Origin of the sequence: Streptomyces europaeiscabiei, from assembly GCF_001550375.1 — a bacterium.
GTDB classification, from domain to species: Bacteria; Actinomycetota; Actinomycetes; order Streptomycetales; family Streptomycetaceae; genus Streptomyces; species Streptomyces europaeiscabiei.
The window spans coordinates 1-15,702 of sequence record NZ_LRTR01000912.1; the positions used below are offsets into that span (position 1 = coordinate 1).

General features: G+C 69.3%; 16 protein-coding genes. 4 read left to right on the top strand and 12 right to left on the bottom strand.

All coding sequences use genetic code 11. From position 1 onward, the window contains the following. Together AWZ10_RS52130 and AWZ10_RS45865 are read left to right on the top strand one after the other, a co-directional pair. On the top strand, positions 1 to 709 hold a 709-nt coding region (locus tag AWZ10_RS52130), incomplete at its 5' end, for a L,D-transpeptidase family protein (protein WP_060894203.1). 159 nt (positions 710 to 868) lie between these two features. Then, positions 869 to 1,846: a hypothetical protein gene (locus AWZ10_RS45865; protein ID WP_060894210.1), complete on the top strand. Its 978-nt coding sequence runs from the start codon at positions 869 to 871 to the stop codon at positions 1,844 to 1,846. A gap of 23 nt (positions 1,847 to 1,869) precedes the next feature. On the opposite strand, the gene AWZ10_RS45870 is transcribed toward AWZ10_RS45865, so the two are convergent. The 4 genes from AWZ10_RS45870 to AWZ10_RS45885 all read right to left on the bottom strand — a co-directional run bounded on the left by AWZ10_RS45870 (position 1,870) and on the right by AWZ10_RS45885 (position 4,969). Beyond that, the gene (locus tag AWZ10_RS45870; RefSeq protein WP_060894204.1) at positions 1,870 to 3,057 is read right to left on the bottom strand and encodes a hypothetical protein; all 1,188 of its coding nucleotides are present in this window, start codon (positions 3,055 to 3,057) and stop codon (positions 1,870 to 1,872) included. A gap of 414 nt (positions 3,058 to 3,471) precedes the next feature. Beyond that, positions 3,472 to 3,726, bottom strand: a complete 255-nt coding sequence (locus AWZ10_RS45875; protein ID WP_046707069.1) for a hypothetical protein — start codon at positions 3,724 to 3,726, stop codon at positions 3,472 to 3,474. A gap of 104 nt (positions 3,727 to 3,830) precedes the next feature. After that, positions 3,831 to 4,430 (bottom strand): TlpA family protein disulfide reductase, encoded by a 600-nt coding sequence (locus AWZ10_RS45880; RefSeq protein ID WP_046707068.1) that lies wholly within the window; start codon positions 4,428 to 4,430, stop codon positions 3,831 to 3,833. A 17-nt stretch (positions 4,431 to 4,447) separates the two neighbouring features. Further along, entirely contained in the window at positions 4,448 to 4,969 is a 522-nt protein-coding gene (locus AWZ10_RS45885) for a DUF3515 family protein (RefSeq protein WP_046707067.1), read from the bottom strand. A gap of 128 nt (positions 4,970 to 5,097) precedes the next feature. On the opposite strand from AWZ10_RS45885, the gene AWZ10_RS45890 reads away from it, so the two are divergent. Next, complete coding sequence (locus AWZ10_RS45890; RefSeq protein ID WP_060894205.1) at positions 5,098 to 5,643, top strand: RICIN domain-containing protein; 546 nt, start codon at positions 5,098 to 5,100, stop codon at positions 5,641 to 5,643. A gap of 833 nt (positions 5,644 to 6,476) precedes the next feature. On the opposite strand, the gene AWZ10_RS45895 is transcribed toward AWZ10_RS45890, so the two are convergent. The 5 genes from AWZ10_RS45895 to AWZ10_RS45910 form a co-directional block, all read right to left on the bottom strand. Further along, positions 6,477 to 6,824, bottom strand: coding sequence for a helix-turn-helix domain-containing protein (locus AWZ10_RS45895; RefSeq protein ID WP_046707065.1), 348 nt, complete (start codon positions 6,822 to 6,824; stop codon positions 6,477 to 6,479). Between the two features lie 227 nt (positions 6,825 to 7,051). Then, positions 7,052 to 7,270 carry a helix-turn-helix domain-containing protein gene (locus AWZ10_RS49755; RefSeq protein ID WP_319055605.1) on the bottom strand — a complete coding sequence of 73 codons (219 nt, stop codon included), beginning with the start codon at positions 7,268 to 7,270 and terminating at the stop codon, positions 7,052 to 7,054. 15 nt (positions 7,271 to 7,285) lie between these two features. Beyond that, the gene (locus AWZ10_RS45900) at positions 7,286 to 7,807 is read right to left on the bottom strand and encodes a DUF6879 family protein (protein ID WP_060894206.1); all 522 of its coding nucleotides are present in this window, start codon (positions 7,805 to 7,807) and stop codon (positions 7,286 to 7,288) included. Positions 7,808 to 7,813: 6 nt separating this feature from the next. Continuing rightward, entirely contained in the window at positions 7,814 to 8,002 is a 189-nt protein-coding gene (locus AWZ10_RS45905; protein ID WP_234360709.1) for a DUF397 domain-containing protein, read from the bottom strand. A gap of 10 nt (positions 8,003 to 8,012) precedes the next feature. Further along, positions 8,013 to 8,858: a helix-turn-helix domain-containing protein gene (locus AWZ10_RS45910; protein WP_046707071.1), complete on the bottom strand. Its 846-nt coding sequence runs from the start codon at positions 8,856 to 8,858 to the stop codon at positions 8,013 to 8,015. Between the two features lie 277 nt (positions 8,859 to 9,135). Here AWZ10_RS45910 and AWZ10_RS45915 point away from each other — a divergent pair, with 277 nt between their 5' ends. Continuing rightward, positions 9,136 to 9,603, top strand: coding sequence for an ATP-binding protein (locus AWZ10_RS45915; protein WP_060894207.1), 468 nt, complete (start codon positions 9,136 to 9,138; stop codon positions 9,601 to 9,603). A gap of 22 nt (positions 9,604 to 9,625) precedes the next feature. On the opposite strand, the gene AWZ10_RS45920 is transcribed toward AWZ10_RS45915, so the two are convergent. The 3 genes from AWZ10_RS45920 to AWZ10_RS45930 form a co-directional block, all read right to left on the bottom strand. Then, a complete protein-coding gene (locus AWZ10_RS45920) occupies positions 9,626 to 10,315 on the bottom strand; it encodes a L,D-transpeptidase family protein (protein ID WP_060894208.1) in 690 nt (229 codons plus the stop codon). Between the two features lie 229 nt (positions 10,316 to 10,544). Next, a complete protein-coding gene (locus tag AWZ10_RS45925; protein ID WP_060894209.1) occupies positions 10,545 to 13,190 on the bottom strand; it encodes an SdrD B-like domain-containing protein in 2,646 nt (881 codons plus the stop codon). 265 nt (positions 13,191 to 13,455) lie between these two features. Continuing rightward, on the bottom strand, positions 13,456 to 15,702 hold a 2,247-nt coding region (locus tag AWZ10_RS45930; protein ID WP_279616685.1), incomplete at its 5' end, for a SpoIIE family protein phosphatase.

A 15,702-nucleotide genomic window follows, 5' to 3' on the forward strand; every position in this document is an offset into this window, starting at 1 on the left:
GGCGGCGGGCCTGGCGGCCGTCCTCACCCTGAACGTCGCCTCCCACGGCACCGAACAGCGTCCGTCCACGGCCGCGAGCTCCGAGGCCAGCGCGTCGGCGGCTCCCGACGCCACCGTGGACCTCTCCCGCCGCGTCCTCACCTTCGCCGGCCGCGAACTGCCCATCACCGCGGGCACGGCCAGGAACCCGACCCCGACCGGCCCGATGACCGTCACCGTCAAGCGGAGTTCCGTGGTCCTCAACGGGCAGACGGTCGGCTTCGACGCCGAGTACGGCCTGAAGTTCGTGTGGGTCATGGAACTGGCCCCGGCCGAGGCGAGCGCCGCGGGCGAGGGCGACGCCCCGGGTACGGGCGGCACACGTGGCCCGGCCGAGGCGACTGAGGCGACTGAGGCGACCGAGGCGCCTGAGGCGACCGGAGCGAGTGACACCGGCGACGGGACCGACACGGACGGGAGCGTGAGCCGGGCGCCGACGCAGAGCCCGGCCCTGAGGGGACTCTGGATCTCCGCGATCTCCCACAACGAGAAGGCCCCCGGCAACACCGACGTCACCACCGGCTGGATCGGCCTGCGCAGCCCCGACGCGCAGTGGCTGTACGAACGGCTGCCCGAGGGCGCGGTCGTGGAGATCCGGAACCCGGGCCCGACACCGGCACCCACCCCGACCAGCACCCAGGGGAGCAGCGGTACGGGGAGTGGACGGTAGGGGAGCGGAGCGGTAGGGGGAGCGGACGGCGGAGGGCGCGGAACAGTAGGGGGAGCCGTACGGGGGAGTCGCTCACCCGTACGCCCTCGTGCGCTGGTGGACGGCCCCGAGCGGTGGTGGCGTGGGAGTGGAAACGTCGTGCTCTCGGGAGGCTCCGCCATGCGTCGTCCGTACCGTGTTCTCGCCCGGGTCGTGGTCCTCGGGATGCTCGCGGGTGCGGCGGCCTGCGTCGTGGACGATCCGGGGCACCCGCGCGGCTTCCCCGAGGCCGCCGAAGTCGACGACACGGCCTCCCCCTCGCCCTCCGCCCCGCCCACCCCCGCCCTCAGCGACGCCCGGGTCAGAAGCGCCCTGCTCCGTCAGGACGACCTCGGCGACGCCTGGGCCGACACCCAGGGCGCGGCGACCTGGCGGGACGGCCTCCTCAAGGGCCGCACCGACCTCCCCGAGTGCCAGGAACTCCTCGACGCGGTGTACGCCGAGGACATCCTCGGCAAGCCCAGGGGCGGTACGGCCGTCAAGGGCTTCGACGACTACGAGTACGGCGCCCAGCTGCGCTACCAGGTGGGCGCGTACGACAGGGCCGATGTCGACGCCCGCCTCGGCCGCCTCCGCCAACTCGTGGACAAGTGCGGGGAGTTCACCATCACCGCCGCACAGGGGCGGGAGCACGGCGCCGAGGTCACCCCGGTCGAGCTCCCCGGTGACCTGGGCGACGCCCGGCAGGGCCTGCGGCTGGTCGTCAGCGGTGACGTCGAGGGAGAGGACAGCGCCCTCACGCTCGACCTCGCCACCGTACGTGTCGGCGACACCGCCGCCCTCGTCACCCACGGCGGCCTCTACGGCATCGACGACACGGCCACGCGCGACGCCGCCCAGGCGGGAGTCAAACGCCTCCAGAACCTCCTGAAGAAGCAACAGCAGGAGAAGAAGGAGAAGAAGGGCGAGCAGCCGAAGAAGGGAGAGAAGAAGACACCGTCCGAGGGGAGTTCCGCCGAGGAGGACGCCCCCGACGAGCCGTCTGCGGACGAGCGGTCCCCCGACGAGGAGTCCTCCGCCGAAGGCGACTCCTCCGAGGCCCGGCGGTCCGCTGTAGTCGGCGCTTCTCCTGCTTTCCTTCCTCCAGCATCAGCGTGAGGAGGGAAAGCCCGAAGGTCAGGTCAGAACTTGCCGTAGAGGCCGGTCATGTCCACCTGGGGGCACATGACCGAGCCGACGAGGCACTTGGTGCTGCCGTGCTTCTTCTTGTGGACATTGGTGACCTTGCCGCCGTCGTAGATGTAGATGTAGTTGTTCGGGTACTGGCGGTGCGTGCCGGAGCGAATCTCATAGTTACCACTCTTGGACATACTGATGGTGAAGGCACCGGAGGCCGCGCCCTTCACTCCGCCCAGGCCCTTGCAGTACGGGTTGGTGGCGTGGACGACCATCCGGATGCCCACGGTGTTGCCGCTCGACGCCAGCTTCTTTGCGTACGTGTTCTTGGCGGTGGCGGTCTTCGAGCCCACGTACTTGTTCGTCTTCTTCACGTAGACGGTGGTGGGGTTGATGTGCTTGTTACTCACCACCTTCTTGGTCTTCCAGGTGATGGTGGCGTGGAGCGCGAAGCGGTACTTGTTCGACTTCCAGTTGAAGTCCTTGTGGTTGTCACCACCGAACTTGAAGCTCTGGCCGTAGTCACAGCCAGCGATGGGAGCGGCGACGTACTTTTGCGGGATGAAGCCGACCCAGCTCAGCGTGGACGTCTTGGCCACGGCGGCGGTGGACGCCCGCTCGACCGCCGACTCGCGCAGCCCCGTGAGCGAGCCGGTGTGTGGGACTGCCACCCTCATGCCGTAGAGCCTGGAGTTCGGGTTGCCGCCTTTCGGCAGCAGAGGAATGACCTGGTAGGCGTAGTCGGCGCCCGCCTTCACGTCGGTGTCGCGGAAGGAGGTCACGCCTGCGCCCAGCGTGGCGATGTTCTTGCCTTCTCGGGTGACGACGTACCGGGCGTCCTTCGTGTAGCCCTTCCAGGACAGCTCGACAAAACCCTTGCCTGCAGCCGTGGTGACGCCCTGGCGTGCCATGGAGCTGTCGACGACAGCGGCCTCCCCTGAGGCCGCCCGCATGACACCGAAGTCTTCCGCCTTCAGGGTCTTGCCCTGGGTGCTGTTCGGGCTGAAGCCTGAGACGTCCTTCAGCCCGCCGTCGGACCTGGCGGACAGCGCGGACGCAGAGAACGCCGCGGCGGCGGGCTGTGCGTCCTGAGCGGACTGGTCCGCGAGAGCCGACGCCTGGAAACCACCCGCGACCAGCGTGAGCGGAGCCACGGACAGCGCCGTCACCTTCGCGAATCGAGAGAGCTGCATGTTTGTCCCTTCATCCCCGTCAATGCCAGGCGACCTGTTGGGAGCGGATAGCTTCTTGTCAGGCGCCTGCCAAAGACCCTAGGGAGGAGGGGGGCGGGGTGTAAGTGACTCCTGGGGCAGTGCCCTCTGGGGCAGTGCCCGAAAGGGCAAGCACTGGTGGGCGGGCCCGCACGGTGCTGCCGTAGGCCGAGGCCACCGGCTTCGATGACAACGAGTGCGGTGTCCTATCGCGCCGCTGGGGCGATGCGTACGAGAAGCGCGCCGCCGACCCGCGGATAAAGCACCTCCACGAACTCGCCGACGATTGCCGGGAGTTCAGGATCACAAGCGGTCAGAGCCGCGAGTACTGCGCCCAAGTCACCCTCGTTGATGGGGGAATCGGTCCTCACCCCCTGAGGGCCTGGGGGGAATGCCTCAGAAGCCGCCGGTGAAGACGAAGAAGAAGGAGAGCGGGTAGAGGAACCCGAAGGCGCCGGTGACCAGCCCGATGGTGCTCTTGGTCCGGTTGACCTTGCTGGTCAGGCCAAGGATGCCGAAGGTGATGGCGAGGGCGCCGGCCAGAATGCCGAAAATACCGAAGAAGAACGCGGCGATCAGCGCGATGACCCCGAGACCGAGAGACACCGGCCCGTAGAGCGTCGCCGGGCTGTCGCTGGTTCCAGCTGCCATGTCTCGGGTCCCTTGCTGTGAGGCGTCGCCGTCCTGCGCCGTACGGGGAAGCGGCTCGTACGCTCTCATCCTGGCACTCTCGGCCGCCCCGGCCGCAACCGCCCCTACTCCTGTGTCTTCCCCGAGGTCTCCTTCAGTATCGGAGTGAGAATGGCCTGCAACTCCTTCTCGGTCAATGGCGCCTGGACGGCCCCGGCGATCCTGCCTTCCCGGTCGACGAACAGGGTGAAGGGGAGGAACTGCGGGTTCACCATGCCGCGCGGCAGCTTCAGGAACTGCCTGCCGTCCGGGTCGTGCAGGCTCGGGTAGGAGAGGGCGAACTCCCGCTGGAAGGCCCGCGCGTTCTGTCGCTTGACGTCGGTGCTGATCCCTAGAACCTGCACGCCTTGGTCCTTGAACTTCTGATACGTGCGCTCCAGAGCGGGCGACTCGGCCCGGCACGGACCGCACCAGGTGGCCCAGGCGTTCACGACGACGACCTTGCCACGGTAGTCGGAGAGACGGACCGGATCCTCGTCGACCGTACTGCCGGAGAATTCGGGAGCGTCCGCGCGCTCGGCCACCGGAACGCTCTTGAACGGCTGGGATCGGCCCGACTGCGCCGTGTCCGTATCGAGTACCAATGGTTCGCTCGTCGAGCAGCCGGACAGCGCGACCGCGATCGCGCACATGGCCGCCAGCCGGACCGTCTTCGTCGTGGCCATCGGGTACTCCAACTCCCTCAGTGGGTGCTTTGCGTCGGGCTCGGGGGTGCCATGACATCGGAGGGGGAAAGACACTCGTTGCGTTGCTTGAGAGATCTCACGACGGGGGAGAGGCCGACGAGGACGGAGTCGGGGGCCGCCTCGCCGACGGTGAGCTGCACCTCGACGGACGGTTCACGACCGTAGGTGACCAGCACTTCCCGTCCGTCGTCGTCCGTGCTCGTACGCCATGCCCAGTCCACCCCGTTGACCTGGGCACACGCGTCGGCGGTGGCCTTGAGCCGGGGGAAGCCACAGCGCGCGACGACGGCTCCGTCACCCCAGACCGCCGCGCCCTTCGTAGTGGTGTCCGACCGCTCCAGCCCGGCCAGCCGGTTGGGGTACCGCTCGCCGACCCGGGTACAGGCGGGATCGTCGGCCAGTGGGGCGGGGGCGAAGCTGAAGGTGGGTTCTCTCAGCATGTGCACGGTGACCACGGCGGCGGTGGTGAGGGCGAGGGCGCCGATGGTCAGACCGGCGATTCGGGTGCGGCGGGACATGGCGGGATCGTACGGGGTGGGTGTGAGTGTCCCTTGAGGCAGTGCCCAAAGAGTCAATACCGCCGCCACCGGCCAGGACTCTACGGTCCTGATCACCAAGTACGTGATCTCGAGAAAGCGGTGGCTTCATGAAGAACGCGGTGAAGGGGCTTGTGCTCGCCGGTGCGGCGGGCGCTCTGCTGGCGGGCGGCGCGCTGCCGGCGTCGGCGGCGGGCACCGGGGCGCAGGACAAGGTCCCGAAGGGCTACGGCAATGTGCGCCTGGAGAAGGTGTTCGGCACGTACGGCATGTGCCTGTCGATGGACAACTCCAAGGCCAACAAGGCGGACCTGAAGCTGCGCAAGTGCGCGAAGAAGGCGACCACGCAGCGGTGGGACCTGGTGTGGATCAATGACAACAAACCCAACCAGGCGCGCATATTCGTGATCAAGAACAAGCACTCGAAGAAGTGCCTGTACGTGCGGTCCGCCAAGACGAAGACTCAAGTGGAGCAGACGAGCTGCAACACCAAGTCCAAGGCGCAGCAGTGGACGTTCGCCGGCAGTACGATCAAGAACGTGTCCGCGAAGAAGGTGCTCACGGCCGCCAGCAGCAGCTCTGGTCAGAAGATCACGATCACCCCGGTCGACGGGTCGAACAAGGGGCGAGCGAAGCAGGAGTGGGGCCTTTCCTGACCTGTCTCCGTCTCTGCCCCGGCGTGAACATAGCGTCATTGGGTGTCGCCATAAGGCTGCTCACTCCTCGAATCGGGTCGGCGCGCCCGATGCCGCCGGGACCAGCGACAGCACCCCCGGATCATCAAGGACAGGGGCAAAGAGTCATACTGGCCCCGATGGCCACGAACCCGAACCGGGCTCTACGACGAAGGCAATGGGCGACAGTGCCCCGTGGACGCCTCATCGGTGTTCCGTCGGTCTCGGCCCACGGCTCCGGACGGCACAGCAACTGCGTTCGCTCTGGACCGGGTTGGGCGGCAGGAGCCGTTCGCCACGCAGGCCGGGTTGGACTGTGCGAACCGGAGAACGGTCTTGGTGCTGCGCTTCTTTGCGAAGGTGTAGCCGTTGAAGTACATCTCATGGTTCGGGGCTGCTTGTGCTTGCCCGAGAGGTAGAAGTCGCCCTTGCGGGACAGGCAGGCGTGGTAGACGGCCAAGACGGCCGGCCTTGCAGAAAGGGATCGCCGCGTCGACGGCGCACCGCACATCACGGGTCTTGCCGGTGGTGCGGGAGGGCGGGGATCGGCGGAGAAGGGGCCCGACGGATGGCGGGCCCCTTCGTCCCACCTCTCGCCTCTTGCTCCTCATCTCGTGGTCATACGCGCATCTACCCCCGTAAGTCGCTCGCGCCGCAAATGAGTTGCGTGTGCTCAGCTGGTCATTGACCGGTTGTGATTCTCAAGAGTGAACGAACAATCCCTTGCGGCGCATGCCGATGGGCAAGCATGTCCGGGGTATCGCCCCGCGGCCACCGCGGCTGGCGGCGTGCCGGATGCTGACCCCGGTCGACGGTCAGACGGCGGACGCCCGACGAGACGGGACAGTCGGCTCGGCGGAGTCGCACGTGCACTGGGGGTCGGCGCACAGCAACTCGTGGGCGAGGGCGGAGAGCACTGCGGCCTGTAACCGTGTCTGCTGCTCCAGCTTCTCCACTATGCGTGCGACATGCGCCTTCACCGTCCGCTCGGCGATACCGAGCTCCCTGGCCAACTGCCGATTGCCCAGGCCCGTTCCCAGCAGAAGCAGGACTTCCTTCTCCCGGTCCGTCAGCGTCTTGAGCCTGCTGATGTTCCGGACCGGATCGGCCCCCGTGCGCCGGTAGGCGCAAGCGGTGTCTCCTACGTCAGGCCTCTTGGTCATTGGTCGGCTCTTCCCGATGCCGCTTTCCCGACAGAGCCCCGTGCTCCGAGTGCGGCGGCGATCTACCCTCAACTTAACGTCTGCTACTGACATTGGCACGCCGCAAACGACGCGGGCGCGTCGCGAGAGCCTCCCTCTCAGGTCAATTCCCCAAAAGGCAGTTGCCGCCAACTTGGCCGGTTCCTAGGCTCGTTGTGCCGCGTCCACAGCCCCTCGTGCCGTGGCCATCAGGTCAGCGGCGTGCTCCTGGTCGGCGCATAGTGCCGTATAAGTGCGGATATCGGCATCGGATGGAGGGGTGCGCCGGACTTCAGCCGTGAGCACTTCGACTCGTGCCAGTCGGCGCGCCTGGCCAGTTCGCGCGCCGTGAGGCCGGCGTCCTTGCGGATCTCACGCAGACGTCGGCCCAGGGCCTGTCGTGCTTCCTGAACACTCGATGAGGTCACGCCGAGGATTGTGGTTCAGACGAGCCGGTAGTCCGCATGCGGCACGGCCAGAGCCCACACGGTCTCGAACGCGTCCGAACACAGCTTGATGACCGCCGGATCATCACTGAACTCCTTCTCGTGAGGAGCGAGTTCTCCGTCACCGGCGAAATGGTGGAAGACCACGGAACCATCGTCGAACAGCCAGAAGTCGTTGCCGGGCAGGGCCGAGGCGGACGCGCGTCGGCGCGGCAGCCATCGGACCTGCTCGCCGGCCCGCACGTTCGGACCGGTCAGATGGTGCTCGAACTCGATGTAGTCGCTGACCGGTACGGAGATGATCCGCACCCGCCGAATCTCCACTCCTCGGCCGACCAGTTCCTTCACCAGGGCGAGCCAGGGGCGCCGCTCCGGGTCGTTGTCGGCGGGGTCGTTCCGGACGCCGTTCCGCCACGCGACGAACCTCGGATCGGAGCGCATGTAGCCGTCGCGCATCTCCAGGTGGACGGCGGACCGGGCGCATCTCCGCAGCCGGTCCTCAAGAGTCGGCGGAGCCACCTTCGTTCACCTCCGGGACCCTTTCAGCGCGGTCAGTAAGGAGTACAGCGCGGTCGGGCTCGGGGTGAGGATCGTGGTGGGGTGGTCGCTTTCGCGGATCTGTATCGCCGTGGGGGCGGTGGCTATCTCCAGGCAGGCGTTGTCAGCATCGCCTGCGGAGAACGAGGACTTCTGCCAGTGGAGGGTGGGGGACACGGGAGGCCTTTCACAGTTCCTGGGCGATATGGCGGATGAGGTCGAGGGAAGCATCCTGCGTGAGGGCGGTGCTGTCGATGCGTTTGAGACGGATTCGACACCGTTGCAGTTGTGCGGGTGCGTCGGTGAACGTGGCGCCTTGGGGAGTGTCGGTCTGCGCGGTGTCCAGCTGGGGGACGACACCGCCCAGGTACTGCATGGGCAGACCGGCTCCGGCGAAGCCGTCGGCGCTGAACGGGATCACGCGAATGGTGACGGTCTCCCGCTGCGAGGTGCGTAGAAGGTGTTCGAGCTGGGCGCGAGCGGTCTTCGAGCCACCGACACGCATGCGCAGAGCGGCTTCGTGGATGATCGCGTTGTACGGCGTCCCGCTCTCAAGAACCTGCTGCCGTCGCATGCGGAACTCGACGCGCGTTTCGCACTCGCTCTCGGGAAGCTCCGGGTCCAGGAAGAGTGAGGCCGCTCGTACATGCTCCTCGGTCTGAAGCAGCCCGGGAATGTGAACGGCCTCGAACGTGCGGACGGACGATGCGTGGTGCTCCAGTTCGGCGATGTCCAACGCCTGGGGAGGCATGAGGCCACGGAACTTCTTCCACCAGGCTCCGCGCAGCTGGTCCGACATCTCGACCAGCGCGTCCACGAGTCGGGCATCGTCACAGGCATAGAACCTGGCGAGCCGGCGGAGCCGTTCTTCACTGATGCCGAACCGCCCGGCCTCGATGTGGCTGATCTGAGTCTGGTTCGTACCCAGGAACGCCGCAGCGTCACGGGACTCGATGCCCGAGGTGTCGCGCAGCCGGCGCAACTCCGCGCCGAGGCGCACCTGGCGTGCGGTGGGGTTGGGCCTCGGTGGCATGTCGTCCTCCGTGATGATCACTGCCGAGTCTGCCGCGCAGCGACGGTATCCACGCGTTGGTCCAGGCAATCATTGAGATCGGTTGAACCGTAGCAGCCTGAGACGCTATGGTCGTCGCATCTTCACGGAGGGTGTCCAATTGGTCACTCATCCGTCAACTTTCCCCTGCCCTCAGCCCGTTGGCAGAGCCACCCCGACCGTCGACATCGCGACACCGGGGCGAAGGACAGCGACGCGGCAGGCGGCAGCCCGTTCCCCACGACGGAGTGGATGCCCCATGCCCTCACTCACCCCCACCCCCGACCTCACCCCCGTCCCCACCACGTACACCCTCTTCTGTCCGCCCCACGACACCTCCCCCTCCATCGCCCGCGACTTCGTCGCCACCGTCCTCCGTGCCCGCAGGCTCGACCTGCTCGTGGACGTGGCGACCCTGTGCACCTCCGAGCTCGTCACCAACGCCTGTGTGCACGCGAAGGACGGGCACTCGGCGCTGTGGCTGGCCGTCGGGGCGGAGAACGTGCGGGTGTTCGTGTTCGACGGGGACGAGAATCCACCGGTGATAAGGGAGTTGACGGCGGGCGACGCCTGGGAGGCGGAGGGCGGCCGGGGGCTGCGACTCGTCCACTCTCTCACCGGGGGACGCTGGGGCACCGCCCCGGCCGTAGCCCTCCTACGCAACGGCCCGCCCCACCCGGACGGCAAGGCCGTGTGGTTCGACCTCGGCGCGCCGGGGTGGGCCTGAGGGCGGGACCTCGGTCGTCGGCTCAACCCTGTTCGGCCGACGGCCGCAGGGACCGCCCCGTGCCCGGCTTGACGCCCCACACGTACACCGCGTCGTCCTCGTGCATGATGTGCCACAGCCGTTCGGCGTCCGCGTACCGCAGGTTCACACAGCCGTGGGAGCCGCCTCGGAAGAGGTCGTCGAGGACACCGTGGAAGGCCTGGCCGTTGTTGAAGAACTGGGCGAACGGCATGGGGGCGTCGTCGTACAGGTCGGAGTGGTGGTCGCGGTGCTTCCAGTAGACCGTGTGCCAGCCGGTGCGGGTCTCCTGGCCGTCCCGGCCGGTGCGCACGGGCACCGGCGCGTAGATCACCCGGTTCCCCTGCTGCACCCACAACAGCTGCCGGTCTAGGTCCACGCACGTCACCTGGTACGTCCGCACCGGGCACTTCCCGGCCGCGTTGGGGTTCGGGCGGGCCTGCACCACCAGCATCGTGCGGTAGGTGGCGAGGCCCGCGTAGCCGTCGGCCGGCTTCACACCCGCGCGCTGCTGGAACGCCCGGATCGCCACGCAGTCGGCGGTGGACTGCCGGCCGTCCACGGGAAGCTTGAGATGGCGTTCCAGGTCCCACTGGTAGGGGCCGGTGCGCGTGGTGCACGCGGGCGCGGGCGCCGACGCGGCGGCGGGGAGCGCCGTCCAGCCCAACAGCGCGGACGACACCGCCGCGACCACACGTATCCGGGTCTTCTGCGTCTTCCTGGTTGTCCCTGTCCTTCGTCGCGTCAACGCGGGCCTCCGGTACTCAGTCATGCGCTCGGTCGCCGAACCCCCTCCCAGATGTACGGCATCCCGCCCGCCCCGGAGACGTCCTGCTGGGCCGAACGGGAACCGTCCGCCGCCCCCTGGCACCACGGCGCCCCGGGCCGGTCGGTACCGGACCCGGGGCGACGGAGTCAGGGCATCAGCACTTCTTGCCCTTGCACCGCTCTCCCCGCAGGTTGAAGAGCTTCACGAGCAGCCCGCTGCCGTACGAGGCGTTCTTCGGGGTGAGGACGTACGGGCCGGTGACCGGCTTCCTCGGCTTGAGGTAGCCCTCGGGGACGTCGGTCTCCACCAGGTAGTACGTGCCGGGCAGGAGCGAGCCGAAGGAGCAGCGGCCGGTGCGAGAGCTGGCGCAGTCGTTGACGAACCGGTCCTTCCTCATGCCGGACCGCTGGAGGCCGCGGACACCGTTGGTGTCCTGCCACAGCTCGAACACCGCGCCGGGCAGCGGCCTGTTGCTCTTCCTGTCCAGCTTCACGAGCGTCAGCCGCACCGACTTGGTGAGGCCGGCGTCGAACGTGTGGTTCACATGGCCGGGGTCGCCGACGCGGACCGTGGTCCGCCCGTACGCGTCGGCGTCGGAGTCGATCGCGCGGTCCGAACCTGCGCCCTTCACCGTCCACTTGAGCTGGGAGCGGCTCGGCCGGCCCGGCAGTTCGTCCGTCTTGGCGCGGCTGTGGTCGAAGGAGACGCGGTAGGTGGTGTTCGGCTTCAGGCCCTGGCCGCTGCCGACGTAGTACTCGCCGTTCGCGTCCGTGTACGCCGTGAGGTCGGGGCCGGACGTCATCGGGTCGAGCGTCACCTTCACGCCCTTGACGGGCGGCTCGGCCGGGTCCTGGACGCCGTTGCCGTTGGTGTCGTACCAGACGCGGTTGCCGATCTGGACGGGCGCCCGGTCGCAGACCATCTCCAGGTCGGCGAGGCCGTTGCCCTTGCCGAAGAGCAGGGCGCGCTGTTCGGCGTCGCCGCTCCAGGTGTTCTGGACCGTGAGGTTGCCCTCCGTCTTGCCCTTGTCGGCGTTCCAGCGGCGTACGCCCTGCTCCCAGGGGTGGTCGTCGAACGGGTCGTAGACCGTGCTCCACACCTTGTTCCGGAACGGCTGGAGGACCGTGCCGCCCTGGGTGACCTGGTCCTCGTGGGCGTCCGTCAGGCTGGTCGAGTCGTCGTAGAACTCGCCGTGCCCCGGGCCCTCGTCGTTGTTGGGCAGCGCGCCGTAGAGCGCGTTGCACCGGGCGTTGTTCTCCAGTGTGTAGGTCGTACCGGACTTGCACACGCGCAGCACGTCACCGGCGGCGACAGCTCTGACCAGGCGCTTCGAGTGGGCGTCGAAGGGGTACGTCGCCGTGCCCTGCATGTCGGCGAAGCGGTCGCGGAAGCCCAGGACCAGGTCGCCGTTGTCGGCGATCTCGATGTTGGACAGGATCGGCTGCGGCGCGGAGACGAAGGAGAGGTTCCGGGGCGTGGGGACGCGCTGGTTCCACGCCTCCCACATGGCGCTCAGCGGTCGGCCGACGGCGGAGGGCTTGGTGCAGCGGGGGGTGGTCGCGGGCAGTCCGGTGAACCGGTACACGCAGCCGCGCGGGTAGTTCATCGCCGTGTGGAACAGCGGGTGGAACGACCCCTCGGAGAACTCGTAGACATGCGAGGTGACCTGGGACGGGTCGCCCCACGGGGCGTTCCTGGTGACCGTGTTCTCCGCGCCGCACACCCCGCCGACGAGCACGCGCTTGCCGCGCACCCCGATGCCGTACGGGTGCCAGTGGCCGGCGCAGTCCTCCGGCTTGGGAATGACGTGCGACCGGTAGGTGCCCGGGTAGACCGCGTCGCCGCTGCCGCGGATCGGCACGGCGTACAGCCGGGAGTCGTTGAGGCTGACCGCGTAGAGGGTCCTGCCGTCACCGGAGACGTCGAGGTCGCCGATGCCCTCCCGGCCGACCCTGCTGTAGACCGGGTTGTCATGGAGCCAGTTGTCGGATTCGTCGTGCTCGGTCAGCAGGCCCGGCAGGGTGACGAAGGTGCTCACCCCGGAGGCGCTGTTGCGGCGGTAGATCGTGTTGGTCGCGCCCGCCGGCCCGTACGCCGCGTGCCGCTTGACCAGGGTGCCCATGTACGTGTTGCCGGTCCGGTCGTTGCCGATCCCGAACACGGCCCCCTGCTGCTGGTTGTTGGTCAGCCGGTGGACCGTGCCGCCGGGGTGGGTGTCGGAGAACTTCCCCGAGAACCGCACCAGGCCCTGGTGGGTGTCGGGCGCGTCGCCCTTCGTCAGGTTGCAGGTCACCAGGTCGGGGTTCTCCTGGCAGTACACCCCGGGCTCCCAGAAGCCGGTCGTGTACGTCGTGCTCCGGCCCCCGGAGACGTTCACGAAGCCGACGCTGCTGCGCATGGCGCCCGGTCCGTCGCCGAGGCCCGCGACCGCCGGCTGGAGGGTGCGGGGGTCGGGGTTGTGGACCTGGACGCGGTACTTGCCGCCGCGCAGCGGGGTGGTCGCCGGCTGGAACCAGGCGACGCCCCAGGCGTTGCTGGTCCCGGTCACCACGGTCCCCCGGTCGTCGGTCAGTGTGATCCGCACACCGGCCCGGCCCTTCTCCACGCCGTGGTCGTACACCCCGTCGGTGTCCACGTCGTTGACGACGCGTACGGTCAGATTGCCGTCGCCGGTTGCCCTGCCGTCCGTGATGCTCCTGGCGCCGGGGGCGGCGGAGACCGCCTCGCCGGCCGGCCCGATCACCAGTGCCGCCGAGACGGCCAGGGCCAGACCCACGCCCCCCGGAGTTCTTCGCTTCACGCCACGTCCCTCTTCTCCTGATGTCCTGCCGAGGCGACGGAACCCGGTGCCCGAAGCCGACCCCTGCATTCATATGAAGTGGCAAGCGCCACTAATCAGGCCGAACGGGGCACGGGAGGTCGGGAGGAGGGCGGGAGAGTGCGGCGTGGTGCCGGGAATGTGGAGATTCGGGGGAGGCGGGTGAGCGAGGGCCGGCCCGGTGATTTCACCCGGCCGGGCCAGCGGAGGCGTCCCCGCATGGCGTACCGCGGGCGTCTGCGGTAGATCAGGCCGGTGGATCCGTCAGTGACTGTTCCGCCCAGATCACCTTGCCCTCGGGCAGGAAGCGGGTGCCCCAGCGCTGGGTGAACTGGGAGATGAGGAAGAGGCCGCGGCCGCCCTCGTCGGTGGTGCGCGGGTGGCGCAGATGGGGCGCGGTGGCGCCGCCGTCGAACACCTCGCAGACCAGGGTGCGTTCGAGGATGAGCCGGAGCCGGATGGGTCCGGCGGCGTGCCGGATCGCGTTGGTGACCAGCTCGCTGACGACCAGTTCGGTGGTGAACGCCAGCTCCTCCAGCCCCCACGCACCGAGCTGCCGGGCGGTGGTCTTGCGGGCCTCCGCGACCAGCGCGGGGTCGGCCGGCAGCTCCCAGGAGGCGACCCGGTGGGCGGGCAGCCGCCGGGTGCGGGCCAGGAGGAGGGCGACGTCGTCGGTGGGGTGGGCCGGGGAGAGGGAGTCGAGGACGCGCTGGGCGTGCCGTTCGAGCAGGGGCTCGGGCCGGGCCAGCGCGCGGCACAGCGCCTCGCGGGAGGCCTCGGCGATCAGTCCGTCGGTGTGCAGCGCGATGACGGTGCCCTCGGCCAGGTCCAGCTGCAGCGCCTGGAAGGGCTGCTGGTCGACGCCGAGCGCCGGCCCTTCGGGCAGCTCGGGGAAGGTGACCGTGCCGTCGGGGGCGACCAGCGCCGGGGCGAACGGCCCTGCGGCGGCCATCGCGCACGTCCCCGACACCGGGTCGTGGACGACGTACAGACAGCGTGCCCCGACCGTCTGGACGCTGCCTCCGCCCGGCTCGGAACCCTCCTGCCGCGCCGACTTGGCGACCATGTCGTCGAGGTGGGCGAGCACCTCGTCCGGCGGCAGATCGAGGTCGGCGAGGGTGCGTACGGCCGTACGGAGGCGGCCCATGGCGGCGGCGCCGTCGATGCCGTGGCCCGCGACCTCGCCGATGACGAGGGCGACGCGGGCGCCGGAGAGCGGGATGACGTCGTACCAGTCGCCGCCGAGGCCGGTCAGTTCGTCGGCGGGCCGGTAGCGGACGGCGACCTCGGCCGCGTCCTGCTCGGGCAGCCGGCGCGGCAGCAGGCTGCGCTGGAGGGCGAGGGCGGCGTCCCGCTCGCGCGTGTAACGGCGGGCGTTGTCGACGCAGACGGCGGCCCGGCCGACCAACTCCTCGGCGAGACCCAGGTCGACCGCGTCGAAGGGGTCCTGCCGGTCGCGCCGGAAGAACGTGGTGATGCCGAGCGTGATGCCCCGCGCCCGCACCGGCACGATCATCACGCTGTGCAGTCCGAGCGCCTCCGCGGGCACCGTCCGGTGGCCCGGGACGGCCTCGGCCCACTCCCCCGACAACGGGTCGAGCCTCGGTTCCGACCACGACCGGCCCTCGACCAGGACCCGCACCGGGGGCGATCCCGCCGTGTACGAGGCGACCGCGCCGATCTCCAGGACGGCCTCCGGCACCCCGGCGTGCACGGACTGCTGGGCGGTCCGCCGCAGCGGGACGGAACCGTCGCCGAGAGGTCCCGGCTCGGCGCCCCGCAGCACCGAGTCCAGCAGGTCCACGGTCACGAAGTCGGCGAGCGTCGGCACGACCACGTCCGCCAGCTCCTGCGCGGTCCGCCGTACGTCGAGGGTCCGGCCGATCTGCTCACCGGCCCGGTCCAGCAGGGCCAGCCGGATGCGGGCGCGGTGCTGCTCCGACACGTCGACCACCGTGTAGTACACGCCGATGGGCCGCCCGTGGTCGTCCTCCAGCCGGGTGAACGACATGGCGTGCGCGGTCTCGCGGTGCGGTGCCGACCGGATCCGGCCCACGTGCTCGTAGTCGAGCACCGGCGAACCCGTCTCCAGCACCTGCCGCATCTGTGCCTCGATGCGCTCGGCGTCGAGCCCCGGCTGCACCTCCGCGAGCCGCAGCCCCACCCTCTCGTGTGCCCGGCCGCCTCCGAACCGCTCCAACGCCGCGTTCGACCACACGAACCGCAGCTCGGTGTCCACTATCGCGATCCCCACGGGCGACCACGCGGTCATCCGCTCCAGCACGGTCCGGCTCATGTCCCAGCCGGGGGCCTGGGTGGCATCGGAGACGAGGGCCACCCAGTGGGCGGCCTTGAGGGGGTCGCGGGAGGAGGGGGCGGAGGGGGAGGAAGGAGGAGAGGACGGGGGGAGGGAGGGGGGCTGGGGTGAGGACAGGGACGGCGACGCGGGGGAGGACGGCGAGGGAGAGGGGCGTGGGGGAGAGGCCGCAGAAGG

Bases quoted from the DNA above. Each gene is read 5' to 3' on its own strand.
- AWZ10_RS45865 (WP_060894210.1), top strand. From the start codon at position 869: ATGCGTCGTCCGTACCGTGTTCTCGCCCGGGTCGTGGTCCTCGGGATG.
- AWZ10_RS45870 (WP_060894204.1), bottom strand. From the start codon at position 3,057: ATGCAGCTCTCTCGATTCGCGAAGGTGACGGCGCTGTCCGTGGCTCCG.
- AWZ10_RS45875 (WP_046707069.1), bottom strand. From the start codon at position 3,726: ATGGCAGCTGGAACCAGCGACAGCCCGGCGACGCTCTACGGGCCGGTG.
- AWZ10_RS45880 (WP_046707068.1), bottom strand. From the start codon at position 4,430: ATGGCCACGACGAAGACGGTCCGGCTGGCGGCCATGTGCGCGATCGCG.
- AWZ10_RS45885 (WP_046707067.1), bottom strand. From the start codon at position 4,969: ATGTCCCGCCGCACCCGAATCGCCGGTCTGACCATCGGCGCCCTCGCC.
- AWZ10_RS45890 (WP_060894205.1), top strand. From the start codon at position 5,098: ATGAAGAACGCGGTGAAGGGGCTTGTGCTCGCCGGTGCGGCGGGCGCT.
- AWZ10_RS45895 (WP_046707065.1), bottom strand. From the start codon at position 6,824: ATGACCAAGAGGCCTGACGTAGGAGACACCGCTTGCGCCTACCGGCGC.
- AWZ10_RS45910 (WP_046707071.1), bottom strand. From the start codon at position 8,858: ATGCCACCGAGGCCCAACCCCACCGCACGCCAGGTGCGCCTCGGCGCG.
- AWZ10_RS45915 (WP_060894207.1), top strand. From the start codon at position 9,136: ATGCCCTCACTCACCCCCACCCCCGACCTCACCCCCGTCCCCACCACG.